At 42.0% G+C, this 15,133-nt stretch carries 16 protein-coding genes; 14 read left to right on the forward strand and 2 right to left on the reverse strand.

The window, feature by feature from the left end:
• The first annotated feature begins 14 nt into the window (after window positions 1–14).
• The 5 genes from kdpB (at window position 15) to DXA74_RS09495 (ending at window position 6,991) form a co-directional block, all read left to right on the forward strand.
• Window positions 15–2,051 (forward strand): potassium-transporting ATPase subunit KdpB, encoded by a 2,037-nt coding sequence (kdpB, locus tag DXA74_RS09475; RefSeq protein ID WP_118526985.1) that lies wholly within the window; start codon window positions 15–17, stop codon window positions 2,049–2,051.
• A gap of 20 nt (window positions 2,052–2,071) precedes the next feature.
• Window positions 2,072–2,665, forward strand: a complete 594-nt coding sequence (locus DXA74_RS09480) for a K(+)-transporting ATPase subunit C (protein ID WP_118526987.1) — start codon at window positions 2,072–2,074, stop codon at window positions 2,663–2,665.
• A 212-nt stretch (window positions 2,666–2,877) separates the two neighbouring features.
• The gene (locus DXA74_RS09485; RefSeq protein ID WP_118526989.1) at window positions 2,878–4,383 is read left to right on the forward strand and encodes a TrkH family potassium uptake protein; all 1,506 of its coding nucleotides are present in this window, start codon (window positions 2,878–2,880) and stop codon (window positions 4,381–4,383) included.
• Between the two features lie 14 nt (window positions 4,384–4,397).
• Window positions 4,398–5,525, forward strand: coding sequence for a sensor protein KdpD (locus tag DXA74_RS09490; RefSeq protein WP_118526991.1), 1,128 nt, complete (start codon window positions 4,398–4,400; stop codon window positions 5,523–5,525).
• Window positions 5,526–5,536: 11 nt separating this feature from the next.
• Window positions 5,537–6,991 (forward strand): ATP-binding protein, encoded by a 1,455-nt coding sequence (locus tag DXA74_RS09495; protein ID WP_118526993.1) that lies wholly within the window; start codon window positions 5,537–5,539, stop codon window positions 6,989–6,991.
• Between the two features lie 75 nt (window positions 6,992–7,066).
• On the opposite strand, the gene DXA74_RS09500 is transcribed toward DXA74_RS09495, so the two are convergent.
• Window positions 7,067–8,395 carry a sigma-54 dependent transcriptional regulator gene (locus DXA74_RS09500; protein ID WP_118526995.1) on the reverse strand — a complete coding sequence of 443 codons (1,329 nt, stop codon included), beginning with the start codon at window positions 8,393–8,395 and terminating at the stop codon, window positions 7,067–7,069.
• Between the two features lie 172 nt (window positions 8,396–8,567).
• On the opposite strand from DXA74_RS09500, the gene DXA74_RS09505 reads away from it, so the two are divergent.
• The 6 genes from DXA74_RS09505 to DXA74_RS09520 all read left to right on the forward strand — a co-directional run bounded on the left by DXA74_RS09505 (window position 8,568) and on the right by DXA74_RS09520 (window position 11,840).
• A complete protein-coding gene (locus DXA74_RS09505; protein WP_147401070.1) occupies window positions 8,568–9,692 on the forward strand; it encodes a hypothetical protein in 1,125 nt (374 codons plus the stop codon).
• Between the two features lie 265 nt (window positions 9,693–9,957).
• Complete coding sequence (locus tag DXA74_RS09510) at window positions 9,958–10,725, forward strand: hypothetical protein (protein WP_147401071.1); 768 nt, start codon at window positions 9,958–9,960, stop codon at window positions 10,723–10,725.
• Window positions 10,718–10,936 (forward strand): hypothetical protein, encoded by a 219-nt coding sequence (locus DXA74_RS16215; RefSeq protein ID WP_147401072.1) that lies wholly within the window; start codon window positions 10,718–10,720, stop codon window positions 10,934–10,936. Before DXA74_RS09510 ends, DXA74_RS16215 begins: the two co-directional genes overlap by 8 nt.
• A gap of 38 nt (window positions 10,937–10,974) precedes the next feature.
• Window positions 10,975–11,325 carry a hypothetical protein gene (locus DXA74_RS09515; protein WP_118527001.1) on the forward strand — a complete coding sequence of 117 codons (351 nt, stop codon included), beginning with the start codon at window positions 10,975–10,977 and terminating at the stop codon, window positions 11,323–11,325.
• Between the two features lie 25 nt (window positions 11,326–11,350).
• On the forward strand, window positions 11,351–11,476 hold the full coding sequence (locus DXA74_RS16870) for a hypothetical protein (RefSeq protein ID WP_255420803.1): 126 nt from the start codon (window positions 11,351–11,353) through the stop codon (window positions 11,474–11,476).
• A gap of 172 nt (window positions 11,477–11,648) precedes the next feature.
• Window positions 11,649–11,840: a hypothetical protein gene (locus tag DXA74_RS09520; protein WP_118527003.1), complete on the forward strand. Its 192-nt coding sequence runs from the start codon at window positions 11,649–11,651 to the stop codon at window positions 11,838–11,840.
• 45 nt (window positions 11,841–11,885) lie between these two features.
• Here the strand turns inward: DXA74_RS09520 and DXA74_RS09525 are convergent, their stop codons facing one another.
• Complete coding sequence (locus tag DXA74_RS09525) at window positions 11,886–12,665, reverse strand: arginase family protein (RefSeq protein ID WP_233550504.1); 780 nt, start codon at window positions 12,663–12,665, stop codon at window positions 11,886–11,888.
• 857 nt (window positions 12,666–13,522) lie between these two features.
• Here DXA74_RS09525 and DXA74_RS09535 point away from each other — a divergent pair.
• The 3 genes from DXA74_RS09535 to DXA74_RS09545 all read left to right on the forward strand — a co-directional run bounded on the left by DXA74_RS09535 (window position 13,523) and on the right by DXA74_RS09545 (window position 15,116).
• Complete coding sequence (locus tag DXA74_RS09535) at window positions 13,523–13,891, forward strand: hypothetical protein (protein ID WP_147401073.1); 369 nt, start codon at window positions 13,523–13,525, stop codon at window positions 13,889–13,891.
• A gap of 308 nt (window positions 13,892–14,199) precedes the next feature.
• On the forward strand, window positions 14,200–14,556 hold the full coding sequence (locus DXA74_RS09540) for a TIGR04076 family protein (RefSeq protein ID WP_118527009.1): 357 nt from the start codon (window positions 14,200–14,202) through the stop codon (window positions 14,554–14,556).
• Window positions 14,557–14,732: 176 nt separating this feature from the next.
• Window positions 14,733–15,116 carry a GNAT family N-acetyltransferase gene (locus DXA74_RS09545; RefSeq protein WP_118527010.1) on the forward strand — a complete coding sequence of 128 codons (384 nt, stop codon included), beginning with the start codon at window positions 14,733–14,735 and terminating at the stop codon, window positions 15,114–15,116.
• Window positions 15,117–15,133: the final 17 nt, after the last annotated feature.

Genomic DNA, 15,133 nt, shown 5'->3' on the forward strand with positions numbered 1-15,133 from the left:
AAAAATTTTAAGACATGAATTCAAAAGATCAAAATACATCCCTGTTTCAAAAGGAGCAGGTTGTAGAAAGCCTGAAACAGTCATTAGTCAAGCTGAATCCGAAAGTAATGATCAAGAACCCGATCATGTTTACCGTGGAAGTTTCAACGGTGATTATGTTGGTCGTTACCGTATATTCTGCATTCAGCACGTCACAAGGCTCATTTGTTTATAATCTTTGGGTATTTATCATACTTTTCCTGACATTGTTGTTCGCCAACTTTGCTGAAGCCATTGCTGAGGCTCGAGGCAAGGCGCAGGCAGACAGTTTGCGTAAGACTCGTGAAGAGACCCCTGCAAAACTGATTGTTAACGGCAAGATAAAGACCGTAAGCAGTTCGCAACTTAAAAAGGGAGATGTGTTCGAGTGCGAAGCAGGCGATGTGATTCCTGCTGACGGTGAAATCATAGAAGGACTGGCATCCATCGATGAAAGTGCCATTACTGGCGAGTCCGCTCCTGTAATTCGTGAGGCAGGGGGAGACAAGAGTTCCGTTACGGGTGGAACAAAAGTCCTTTCAGATCATATTCGGATGGTTGTAACGACCCAACCCGGAGAAAGTTTCCTGGATAAAATGATAGCCTTGGTAGAAGGGGCAAGTCGTCAGAAAACACCGAATGAAATAGCGCTTACCATACTTTTGGCTGTATTTACGCTGGTTTTTCTTGTTGTCTGTATCACGTTGAAACCGTTGGCCGACTATTCCAATACCGCCATTACCATTGCCGCATTTCTGTCACTCTTCGTTTGTTTGATACCTACCACCATCGGAGGTTTACTTTCTGCAATCGGTATTGCCGGAATGGATCGTGCGTTACGCGCAAATGTGATCACCAAATCGGGTAAAGCGGTTGAAACAGCCGGTGACGTAGATACACTGCTGCTTGACAAGACCGGAACCATAACCATCGGTAACCGTAAGGCAACAGATTTTTATCCGGTTGCAGGTTTTGATAAACGTCGTTTTATGGAAGCGTGCATGTTGTCTTCAGTTTCCGATGATACCCCCGAAGGAAAATCGATTATAGAGTTAGGCCGAGAGCAAGGATTGCGGATGCGCAATCTGAATACGGAAGGAGCGCACATGATTAAATTTACGGCCGAAACCAAATGTTCGGGAATAAATCTGAAGGATGGCACTCAAATCCGAAAGGGAGCCTTTGACGCCATTCGTAATCTTGTAAACGAAGCGGGAAATGAATTTCCTAAAGAAACGGAGGATGTGATAAAGCAAATAACCAGTAATGGCGGTACCCCGCTGGTGGTCTGTATCAATAAGGAAATAGCCGGAGTTATCGAGTTGCAGGATATTATCAAGCCGGGTATTGAGGAACGGTTTGAACGCCTGCGTAAGATGGGGGTAAAAACTGTAATGGTTACCGGTGACAATCCTCTGACCGCAAAATATATTGCAGAGAAAGCCGGGGTAGATGATTTCATTGCGGAGGCCAAACCCGAAGACAAGATGAATTATATTAAGAAGGAACAGGCTGCCGGTAAGCTGGTCGCTATGATGGGGGACGGAACAAATGATGCGCCCGCTCTTGCCCAGGCAAATGTCGGTGTGGCCATGAACAGTGGTACTCAGGCCGCCAAAGAAGCCGGTAATATGGTCGATCTGGATAACGATCCGACCAAACTTATTGAGATTGTTGAAATAGGCAAGCAGCTGCTGATGACCCGTGGCACACTGACCACCTTTTCCATAGCAAACGATGTGGCCAAGTATTTTGCTATCATCCCGGCCTTGTTTATGATTTCCGTACCCCAGTTGGGAGCGCTGAACATCATGGGGCTGCATAGTCCGGAGAGCGCCATCCTTTCTGCCATCATCTTCAATGCCATAATCATACCGGTTCTGATTCCGCTGGCACTGAAAGGAGTGGAATACAAACCGATAGGGGCCGGTGCCTTGCTGCGCAGAAACCTTCTGATTTATGGAGTGGGAGGGATTATCGCTCCTTTCGTAGGAATCAAGCTTATAGATTTATTTGTAGGATTATTTTGCTGAGAATAAAAACGAAGACAGTTATGAAGAATTTAATGAAATCAATAAGAATCACAATTGTGTTTTGTGTGTTTCTTTCAGTATGCTATATATTGGTATTGTGGATTTTTGCACAGTTCGCGGCTCCCGGTGAAGGAGGGAATGTAGAAACGGTGAAACTCAACGGCAAAGTTGTTGGCGTAGCCAACGTGGGGCAAGTCTTTACAAAGGATGTGTTCTTTTGGGGCAGACCTTCATGTGCCGGTGCCGGGTATGACGGAACAAGTTCTGCGGGGAGCAATAAGGGAGCTACCAATGAGGAATATCTTGCAGAGGTTGAAGCCAGAATTGATACATTTCTGCTGCATCATCCTTATTTGAAGCGCGCGGATGTTCCTGCCGAGATGGTTACGGCGAGTGCTTCTGGTCTTGATCCCGACATAACACCCGAATGTGCGTATGTCCAGATAAAACGGGTTGCCGAGGCACGGGGAATGAAGGAAGCTGATGTGAAAGCCATTGTCGACAAGATGGTTGAGCAACCACTTTTGGGCATCTTCGGTCCTGCCAAGATAAATGTCTTAAAACTGAATGTTGCCCTGGAAGAGGCGAATCCGACCATAGATAAACAGAGTTGAATCATAAAATCAAACAGACCTAGTAGCAGGATTTTGATGACCTGCCTGTATTACCCTTCTCATTATGGAGATAGATGTTTCTCATAATGAGAAGGGTAATTTTTCTTTTTATAAAATATGATTTTCATAATACATTGTAATTTAGTAGATTATCGGTTCGTTTGCTTTTGTGGCATGTGATTTGTCTATAAGTCAAGAAAAAGATATTGTATATGAAAGAGGCTTATCAAACAAATTCGTTTTCATTCAAAAGCAAGAACGACGGTCTGATTAATTTCGGAACAGTTTCTTATGTTTTGGGTATATTGGTCTTAGTAGAAGCCGGATTATTTGCAATCTGTGCCGGTGTATCTGCCATTTATCAGGAAAGCAGTTATATCTATTTTATTTGGACCATGTTGATCAATATGGGGATCGGTGGAGTCATGGTACTTGCCGGTAACCGTAAGTGCAACAATGTTTCCAGACGCGACGGATATTTTATTGTCAGTGTCTCCTGGATATTGTTTACGCTTTTGGGTATGTTACCTTTCTATTTAAGTGGATATATACCCTCTGTCGCCGATGCTTTCTTTGAAACCATGTCCGGTTTCACCACCACGGGAGCCACCATATTGAATAATATCGAATCCTTGCCACATGGCTTGCTTTTTTGGCGCAGCTTTACACAATGGATCGGAGGCCTTGGCATTGTTCTTTTTACCATAGCATTGCTTCCTTTGTTCAGCGGCAGCAGCCAGCAGCTTTTCTTATCTGAAGCGACAGGAGTTACCCATGACAAGATTCACCCTAAAATCAAGGTGATGGCCCGCTGTCTGTGGCTTATTTATATCGGACTGACTTTGTTGGAGACCGTGTTGTTGCTGTTTGGTGGTATGAACCTGTTTGATGCCTTGTGCCAGGCCTTTGCCACTACGGCAACCGGTGGTTTTTCCACCAAGCAGGATAGCATCTCTTATTGGAATTCACCCTACATAGAATATGTGATATCCATATTTATGATTTTGTCCGGTGTAAATTTCTCTTTATATTATTTTGCTTTGAATGGAAAATACAAGAAGCTGTTTAAGGATGGAGAGTTGCATTGGTTCCTTGCATCCATATTCATTCTTACGATCGTCATTGCATTTGCCCTGTTCATAACCGATTATTATGATGTTGAAACGGCATTCCGCAAAGCCTTATTCCAGGTGGCTACCGTACACACATCGTGCGGCTTTGCTACAGACGATTATAATCTATGGCCTCCATTCACCTGGATGCTGCTTATTTTTGCCATGATATCCGGCGGCTGTACCGGTTCCACCAGTGGCGGCGTCAAGAATTTACGTTTGTTGATTATTTTTCAGAACATCAGAAACCAGTTCAAGCAAATGCTGCATCCAAGGGCTGTCCTGCCGGTTCATGTGGACAACGGTCAGGTTACTGTGCAAACATCGGCATTGGTCTATACGTTCTTTGTCACCTATTTGATCTGTATATTTATAGGCTGGACCTTGCTGATGTGCTTTGGAGTTGGCCTGACGGAATCATTCAGTACCGTTGTGTCTGCTATCGGTAATGTCGGTCCGGGATTGGGAGCCTATGGACCGGTCTATTCCTGGGCTTCTCTGCCGGATGCCGCTAAATGGATACTTTCGGCCTTGATGCTTATCGGACGTTTGGAGATTTTTGGTATCCTGCTTTTGTTTAACAAGCATTTTTGGACTGAGTGCTGAAATCAAATAAGGCAATGGCAAATAGAGAAGAAAATGTACGTCACTTTTTAAATCTGATAAAACGCTCACAAAGAGGGGTCTTTAAAATCTATATCGGAATGATAGCCGGCGTAGGCAAGACCTACAAGATGCTGCAAGAGGCCCATGAAATGTTGGACAACGGCATTGACGTACAGATTGGTTATGTGGAGACATACGGGCGGGCCGGTACGGAAGCACAGCTGCAAGGATTGCCGGTCATTCCTCGCAAAAAGATATTCTACAAGGGCAAGGAACTGGAAGAAATGGATCTGGATGCCATCCTTCAGTTACATCCGGAACTGGTGATTGTGGATGAGTTGGCGCATACCAATGTCGGCGGATGCCGGAATGAAAAGCGTTGGCAGGATGTGATGGATCTTCTGGAGGCGGGTATCAATGTCATATCCGCGGTGAATATCCAACACATAGAAAGTCTGAATGAGGATATTAAGGGGATTGCCGGAATCGAAGTAAAGGAGCGTATTCCGGACAAGGTCTTGGAGGAAGCGGACGAGGTTGTCAACATTGACTTGACCGCTGAAGAACTTATCAATCGCTTGAAAGCCGGGAAAATATATAAGGCCGAGAAGATACAAACGGCTCTTGATAATTTCTTCAAGACGGAAAATATCCTTCAATTACGCGAACTGGCTCTTAAAGAGGTGGCATTTAGGGTGGAAAGGAAAGTGGAGACCGAAGTAATCCCGGAAGAAAAAGCGGTCCATCGTGAATTGTACCTTGCCTGTATCAGCAGCAATGAAAAGACTCCGAGGCATATCATACGCCGTACGGCACGGCTTGCGTCCCGATACAATACCGATTTTATGACGCTATATGTTCAAACGCCTTCCGAAAGTCCCGATAGAATCAATCTGTCTGTCCAAAGGCATCTGCTCAACCATTTTAAGCTGGTAACCGAATTGGGCGGCGAATTGATACAAGTCGCGGCACCGGATGTCATACAGGCTGTTCTTGATGTCTGCCGTGAGCGTCATGTCACCACAGTTTGTATCGGACAACCCACTTTTAATTGGAGTAAGATTTTTAAAATCCATCGTTATGCATATTTTCTTAAAAATCTTTCAGAGATGGATATAAAATTGATTATCTTTCCGCAATAAAAAAACGTGTTATGAATATTAAGACAAAATTGACGCTGGTAATAGGAGTACTTGTTGCCATGATTGTGCTTCTGGTTTCGCTTTCGATTGTGAACTTGCAGATCTTGACGGCAACAGAGCCCAACAGCCCTGCTGCGGGTCCGGGACTGCAGCGTGCACTGCTTTGGATTTCGACGATTGGAGGTTTTTGTATTGTGATCGGCATTTTCATGCTGGCAGTTCTGCCTTCGTATTTCAACAAACCGATCAAAAAGATTATCGACGGAATCAAGGATATCGCCAACCATAATTATGATTGCCGGTTGAATCTGGAAAGTCACGAATTTGCAGAAGTTTCCGAGAATTTCAACCGGATGGCGAAACGGCTGTCGGATTATCATTCCAGTACCCTGGCCCAAATAAAGGCTGCCAAAAACTATATGGAAGCCATTATCAACAGTGTCAAGGAACCTATTATCGGGCTGGATAATGAGCTGACTATTTTGTTTATCAATGATGAGGCTCTGAATGTTCTCAATTTAAAGCGTGAGGAGGTTTTGCAGAAACCGGCTCAGGATATATCCCTGAGAAATGATTTGTTGAGAAGGCTCATACGTGAACTCATGGATTCACAAAAAGAAAATAAAGTCACCAAAACGGAGCCTCTGAAAATATATGCCGATAATAAGGAAAGCTATTTTCAGATGAAGTACATGCAGATTGACAAGTCCGGAAATGATCCTTCCGATTCTATAAATGAGGGATATGTCATTCTGCTTAAAAATATCACGGAATTCAAGGAACTGGATTCTGCCAAGACCACTTTCATTTCGACCATATCACACGAACTGAAAACGCCTATTTCTGCCATTATGATGAGTTTGCAGTTGCTCGAAGACAGCCGAATCGGGGATCTGAACGAGGAACAAAAGGAGTTGGCGCAAAGTATTCAGGATAATAGCGAACGCTTGCTGAATATTACGGGCGAACTACTCAATATGACGCAAGTAGAGTCTGGCAAACTGCAACTCAAACCCCGTATCACAAAACCTATAGAACTGATAGAATATGCCATAAAGGCCAATCGGGTGCAGGCCGAAAAGTTCAACATTCAGATAGAAGTACAATATCCGGAGAACAAAATCGGAAAGCTGTTTGTAGACAGCGAAAAGATCGCCTGGGTGCTGACCAATCTGCTTTCGAATGCCATTCGTTATTCTCCAGAAAACGGTCGCATCATTATTGGTGCCCGCCAGACGGATGACAATTATATTGAAATGTTTGTTCGTGATTTTGGCAAGGGCATAGACCCGCGCTATCACCAGAGCATTTTTGATCATTACTTCCGGGTGCCGGGTACCAAGGTTCAAGGTAGCGGACTGGGATTGTCCATTTCGAAGGATTTTGTGGAGGCACACGGCGGTACCTTGACCGTAGAGAGTGAAATCGGAAAAGGCAGTTGCTTCACTTTACGCTTAAAAGCATAATTGGGCAGATGTCTCATAGCAAACAACCGTTTATAAGCACCTCAGTCAATTGCTTATAAACGGTTGTTTTTATGGTTACACACTTATCTTATAAGTTTCAATCTTACGGTAAAGAGTTGCCAGTCCGATCTTTAAAAGACGTGCCGTTTCTGTTTTGTTGCCGTGGGTGTACTGCAACACTTTGATAATATGCATCCGTTCGATTTCCGCCAGTTCAAAACTGTCCTTCGCCGGTGAAACATCAGATTTGCTTTTCTGCAAGTCCAGAGGCAAATCTTCAAAGGTTATTTGACCTTCGCAGACAATGGAACATCTTTCTATCACATTCCGAAGCTCTCTGACATTTCCCTTCCATTCTGCATTTTTTAGAATATGAAGCACCTCCGGAGTGATGCCCGTAATTTTCTTCTTCAGCTTATTGGCAAACCGGTCCAGGAACATATCGGATAGGCTTTCAATATCCTCTTTTCTCTCCCGCAACGGAGGCAGGTTGATCTGGAATACGGATAAACGGAAATATAAGTCCTCACGGAAGTTGCCGTTCTCTATTTCTTTCTTCAGATCCCTGTTGGTAGCAGATATGATTCTGACATCCACCTTGGTCGGTTTGGTATCTCCAATCTTGATATACTCTCCGGTTTCCAGAACACGTAGAAGTCTCGCCTGAAGGTCGAAAGCCATTTCTCCGATTTCATCCAAAAAGATGGTTCCATGGTTTGCCACCTCAAACAACCCTTTTTTATCCTTTAGTGCTCCGGTAAAGGCACCGGCCTTATAGCCAAACAATTCGCTTTCCAGCAGGTCCTTACTGAAAGCCGAACAGTTTATGTCTACAATCGGCAGTGCCGCTCTTTCGCTGCCCTGATGAATGGCATGAGCAAAGACCTCTTTTCCGGTACCTGTTTCTCCGGTCAGCAATACTGCAGCATCTGTTTTGGAAACCTTCTGTGCCAGTGCGATGGCCTGTTTCAGCTCTTGCGACTGTCCAACGATGGTGTCAAAGGAATAGGCCACAGAAGCAGGTTTCTTGCCTTTCTTTTTTTCCGTTTCATCAACCGCGCGATTTATCGTAGGAATGATCTTGCGGTTATCGTCCCCTTTGGTAATGTAGTCAAACGCCCCGTTCTTGATGGCCTGCACACCATCTTCAATATTTCCATGTGCGGTTAATAATATGATGGCAGCATCGCTGGAATATTTTTTAATATCAAAAATAAAATCAACTCCATTTCCGTCCGGCAAGAACACATCGCAAAGAATCACGTCAAAGTCCTGCTTGCGCAGCTGTTGCAATGCGTCGCTGCAACAACTAGCCGTAGATACCTTATAGCCCTCTAGCTCTATAATCCGGGCTAATAGTTTGCGAATCGGTTCCTCATCATCAATTACTAGAATCTGTACCATATATTGACTGATTTTTAATAGGTCTTTTATATACCTACAAAGATACGATTTTATTAAATACAATCGTTGGAGGTTCTGCATTTAATGTCTAACTTTGTTTGCATCTGATGATTGGGGAAGGCAACCGATAAGGGCGGTCTTTCCTTTTATACATAAAAATATGGAAACGGATATGCAGAAATATTTTTTCAAGCCAAGGGTAGGGCAGAATTATTGGAAAGGGGTTGGCGGACTGCGAGTGCTTATTGCGGGCTCTCATTTTCGCTGTCCGTATTCGAATTGTGTTCATCTGAAAAAGGAATGCGCTTCCAGCAGCACTATTTTTGAGATGGACCAGAAATGTCCTTGTTATCTGGATAAGGAAGATCAGGAATACTACCGGCTGTCGAACAGTGATACCATAGAGGTCAACTCTTATCTGGAAGGTTTTTCTTATCAGGCATTCAGTGCGTTTACCTATCTCATGCTGAATAAGCGGGATCATCTGACCGATCAGGAAAAAAGTGAATTCTGGGAGCAGGTAGCCTTTACCAATTATATCCAGCATTATTGGCCGGATGGAAGTTCGCCGAAATACTCCGAAAACAAAGCTTTGTATGATACGGATCATGAGGCATTCGCTCAGGTTGTGGACGAACTGAAACCGCATCTTATTTTCGTATGGAATGAAGCCATAAGAGATTGCCTGATAGCCAATAGCAATTTGACTTATTTCGGTAAGGTTGACATTCCGGTGCTTTCCGTGTATCTGTTTCTTAACTATGAAGCCGGAACGGAAATTAACGGGAAAAAGGAAAGTTTCTTGCAGAGACAATATCATATTATTCCGGGTAAGGTAACAAAAGGCTGGATAGAATCGCTGTTTAATGAGTACTTTAACAGTCCGAATGCCATAGAACTGTTTGGACTGAAAACGATAGAAGAGCGTTCGGCGAGTGGTATGGGAGTACGTCAGGGTGTGGGAAGACCCCCCAAGATAAAAGATGTAGCCTCCCTGTTCAAACAGCTGGTTACCCGAAAGATACTGGTACGCGCAGGAGACCGGATTGTATTCGGCAACGGAATCATGAATAATCATAAAGAGACTTTCATGAGATACTTAAAGCAGACTTTTAATGTTCCGAAATATACCAATGGTTGCATGTCCAGAATGTTCGGTTATAAATTCATACATAGCGAACTGTCGGCTGCCTTTGAGGATGATATTACCAGAAAAATGAAGGCAGTGTTTATGATGGTCGATACCCGGGATAAGGACTACAAAATAAAAAGGATGGGCAGCTCCTCCAAGCTCTGAGAACTTAAATCGGGTTGGATTTTCGTTAGTAAAAAACTAGTAAAAAACGGCAGCTTTTTTGTACTCTTGTGATGGTTATATTGCTGTATAACAAATGTTTATAAGAGTAGCTCGTGGCCGATAACAAATCATTAACATTATAAAAAGCAAAGGATTTCAGGAAGCTTTGATTTTGATATACTTTTGCATTGCAGAGCTGATAAAAAGGAGCTGCAATGCAAAACGTATATGAACCTTTAAATAATAGCTGGCAATGAAATCCTGTATGAAGAAAAGCGAACAGCAGATTCTTGACGCATGGCGTGAAGAAGCGGAAAGACTCCATGATGCCCAAGAGTTTTCAGAAGATGGAATTTTGTATCGAGGTAAGATCTTTTTTGAAGATAATGCATGGCATCGTGAAACAGGTGATGAAGAAACTTTATGGCTGAAGGCAGAGCGCAATCTGCTCATCATCACCAAAGAACTGAATGATACCGAAGCCTGGAACATCCGGGAGGAAACCGGGCGTCCGAATGTTATCGATTTCTCTTATCAGAAGGGAGTACCCTTTATCAAGAATCTCAGAATGTGGAGTTACGGAATCCTTCATTCTACCCCTAATTATTATCCGGATTTTGAAGAAGCACGGAATATGGAACTCTCCGGTCCTTTCTTCGAAAAGGCTCCCATCGCACATGTTAACTGCAAAAAGCAGTGTGGCGGGGCTGCAATTAGTCAAAAGACTTTGTCGGAATATATCAACCGATATTCCAGATTCCTCAAAGAACAAATCGCCTTATACGATGCTGATGTCATCCTGTGTTGCGGAAACGCGAACGGGCAGAATCTGATATTGAACTTTGTGAAGTCTCAATATCTGGAGGATTTGTGTCCTGTTGACGGGACTGATGGCTGGATTTATTATTCGCCTTCTACCGGAAAGGTCGTTATAGACAGTTATCATCCAAGTGCCCGCATCGGATACGAAGAAACCTACTATGCTATGATGTCCGGATTTATGTTGACTTTAAAAAACATGGAAAATGCATAGGGGTACTACTGAATTCGTTTGCGACCAGTGCGGGAACAGATTTATGGATGTGGATCTGGAGTTTATGGCCACCAGTCTGTCTGTGCCCCGCCAATGTCCTCAATGCGGCTCGTGGCATACGATGCCTTCGGGGATACTCAGTATGTTGCGTAAATCCTCCTATCGGAGAATCTGGAAAAGTATGGATAATCAATCAGAACATGAGAAATAAAGAAGAAAAATATATTAACCAGTAAAAACTAATAGCACATGATTACAACTAAATCTCAATTGTCAGAAGCAATTAAATCCGGTCAATCAAGAATTGACGTAGGTGGTGAATTGGCACAGAAAATCATCCGAAGCAAGAAACGCAAGAAAATGGCCAGGATAGGCAGTGCTACCTTGCTGGTAGGCAGTCTGGCAGCCATTCCTTTTACCGGTGGTGCTTCAGCTGTGGGTGCGGCGGCTGCGATTGGATTGACAGCTGGTCCGCTTTCTATTTCCACTACAGAACTGATGATTCTATGCAGTGCCACGCTTGCGTATAAAGGCTTATCGAATGGTTATAATGTAACCTTCAATCCCAATGGTTCGGTTACTCTGGAGAAAAAACATTAATCACTCACTTTAAATGAAATGCACTATGAGCAAATTATCGAAAAGAGGTCTTCTGAAGGATGTTGATCCTACGGATGTGGTGGTTCTTTTAAAAACAGCAGGGAAAATCTTAAATGATTTAAGGAAAAAAGATCCTAATGCCCAGAAATAAGATTTATCCTTTGGATAAAGATTGTATTCTTACTTTTGATGGCATGACCAATTAACCCGTTAGCAGAATTAAATGAGCATTCATTTGATTCTGCTAATTGTTTTTTTACTATCTTTGATCTGCATCCGTTATGATATGTAGATGCAGAAAGAACGTTATATTCATTAAAGCCATGAGTAAGGAAAAGGAGAAAAAACCGGGCTATTCCCTTTGTTTGTCATTGGGAATGCTTTTTGGTATGATATTAGGATCAGCTATGGGAAAGCTGGCCGTAGGCATAGCTATCGGCTATATGTTTGGCACCATGTATTATCTCTTGTTTTCAAAGTCGGATGATCATGCTGACAAAGATGATAAATCGTAGCATGATATCTTTTCTGCTGATCTGTTTGCATCTTTCAGAGAACGCTTACCCTTTTAGCAAATGTAACAGGGCCCGATTGATATGTCCGTCAATAGTGGCGTCCTTTAAATTTTCCGTCAAGTTGGCGTTGGGCTTGAATTCACCGCAGACATCTATTCCCAGAACCGGATGCTGTCGGATGATGATGTGAAGCAATTCTTCCAGTTCCTTCAGATTCATCGAACCCTGATCCCAGTTGGTGATTGCGTATTCAGGAGAAAGTACATCCTTGTCGATTGAAATATAGACCGGGTTGGAAATCAGTTCGTGAGAGAATCTTTTCCAGCTTTCCTCACGGTTAAGGTCATGATCACTATAAAAATGCACTTTTCCTTCGTAGCCGTGTGGTACGGCATGGATCAGTTTTTCAGAAGCTCCGACGATAATTACTTTTCGGCAGTTCGCATTGCTGTCCAAAACATCTTTTACCCAACTGCCGCAGGAAAGGATATCTTCAAAAAGTGACGGTTGCATATCCGGATGATGGTCGAACACCACCAATACAAAAGGCTCATTGATTTTGTCCGTCCAGAATTTGGTTATGTAATGATAATTTCCGGAATCAATAAAATGAATGCCCTGAACAGGGTAGGGGCTGATGATTCTTTTCAGCGCATCTTTTCCTTCCTCATCGCAATAACTGTCTGTTCCTGAAAGATGCCGACAGTCCAACCATTTGTAATTATTGTTATGGGGAATTTTCTCCAGTTCATATACTCCTGAAAAGTTCATGACAATCACGTCATGGGACTGTAGTCCGTTCTTTTTATCTTCTTTTGTCTTCATACCTGTTCCTTCATTGTATCAAGATGAAAACAAACACCGTGCCTTTTCTGATCTGTTTATAGAATATGGAAACATCTTTAACCTGCATTACATTTTCCGATGCGGAAAGTCTAAATCAATATAAATGTAGAGGCTGTCAGGGTTTCTTGCGCAGGACAGAATGTCGCAAAGAAAAAGAAAATCATGGTCTGAATCTTGATTTTTCTGGCTGTATTTTTCCTGGACTTTTCCATATATTTGGCGGGTATGTTCCGCAGAAGTTCCGGTGTCATTCTGTAAGTGGTTTCTTGCTCATTTATCTGTTTTGTAAGTAAAATCATGATTCTTGTTGACGGGACAGATTTTCGTTTCGCATAGTCTGGAGTTATAAACGAATAAATATTCTCTTTGATGCTGCATAAAACTTGCATATATGCGGGATTTATACAGAAAATTGCTTTGCTATGTTGTGTTGATAGCCACGGCATCTGCCTGAAATTATTGTGATGGAAGTCGCACTTTGTGAGGACGACTGTAAAAAATCATCCGTATGAGCTTTGAAAACTGCCAAAAATCAGTTTTTCTGTTTTTGTTTTCTTCTGTTTCAATTGCCCGGATTCTTCTGTTTTTCTGTGTTATGAACTTTATTGTCAGGATAATAAGGTTTTTAGGAGGCTCTGAGATTTGATTTTTTTAGAATGCGTCAGTATCTGATTGCAAAAATGGAAGGCTCAACAGCCTTTGAAATCAAAGTGTCAGAATGTCAAAGTGGCTCAAAAAAGATAGGGAGGTGCACAAGAATATTGTGCATACACAATCTATCTTTGCATCGTGATCATGATTTTTTGTTGAATAAATAGTAAACGGTATTTTTTATTATGAAAAAGGAAGATGTATTGATGGCAATGACAAGAATGATGTCCAAAGAAATTATCGGTTTCAGTGAATCGAACATTCATGTTCTGGAGGATGAAAAAACAGAGGCAGATATGGTATCTTCATACTCAACTAAAGGAACAGACAATCGTATGGATGAAATTATCCGCGAATTGCAGACGCAGTACGAAAAAATAAGTTCTTATAGAAGTGCCTTGCTCTTGTTGGAATTTCATGCCGATAATTCTCCGAACATGGAGGAACTGAACCGACTCTCAGATTTTGTGGGTTTTATTGATGATGTGAAACTGAGGGTATATGAGAATCGATTTTTAAAAGGATTTCGGGTTTCCTTGATTTTGTGGAAATGATATGCTGGGAACAGGTTTGTTACGCGCAAGCATGCAGAGGAAGAAAATGGTTTATACGACCTAATGGAACTCATGCTTGAAAGCATGATGGTAGCAGAACGCATAGCCATGTTGCTGACGGGGTGCTCCTCTGCAGAGCCAGTTTTCTCGTCCACCTATAACACAAAATTAGCTTTTCTGATATAAAATATAAAATTGTCTATTAACTTTGCATCATCACTTCTAAGGTAACTTTGCCTCAGACACACTTAGTGAAACACTATCGAATACAGACTTACATAGTACGTACAAACTAAAATAATATCAGTATGAGAAAAGTAAAAATAACTGTATTAAGGAAAACTATAATAGAGGATCTGGCCAAAGAATACGGAGTAGAGGGATTGACCAAATGTCCGATGTTGAAAGAAGGACAGGTATTTTACGCTGATTATGCAAAGCCTGATGGTTTTTGCGATGAAGCATGGAAAGCAATTTATCAGTATGTATTTGCTTTGGCGCATGGTGCTTCAAAGGAAACTTTCTATTTCGGAGACTGGATAAAGAAACCAGGTGTAGCTATATGCAGTTGTAATGATGGTTTGCGACCTGTAATCTTTAAATTGGAAGCTACAGATGAAGAATCCTCCTTGGATTATACACCAGTCAAAGAATCCGGTGAATAGTTTGCAGTGATAAGATAGAATAGGAAGTCAAAGCAATGAGCATCGAAATGGATACACCTCTTTATTGATTCGTGAATAATATAAACTGCCGGGTGATGATATCATTCGAGTAATCTGTAACTTTGCCGATTACGTGACGAATAAAAGATAGAGAAAATAAAAGTAAATACAGATTTATGAATATCATAACTTTGGATCAAAAAGATGTAAATCAATTTTGGAATTTGAGAATCTGCTTATTGCGGGAATTAGGAGAAATTTCTACTAAAACAAATCTGTCAAATTTAGAGAAATCGACAAAAGAATATTTCCTTTCCAATATAAATAAAAGCCTTATATGCTACGGAGTAATCAACAATAACGATATAATATCCATTGCATCCTTATGTTTGTTTAGCCGCATTCCATACCAGGAAAATTTAAATGGGAAAGAGGGATATATCTTGAATGTGTTTACCAGCCCTGAATTTAGAAAAAAAGGGCTGGCTAAATTGTTATTGCAAGAAATTATCAGATATGCCAATAGGCATAATATAAAAAAAACCTGTTGGCGGAATTAAAAAACCGCCTGAAAATT

This window comes from Bacteroides sp. OF04-15BH, from assembly GCF_003477995.1.
Lineage (GTDB): Bacteria > Bacteroidota > Bacteroidia > Bacteroidales > Bacteroidaceae > Paraprevotella.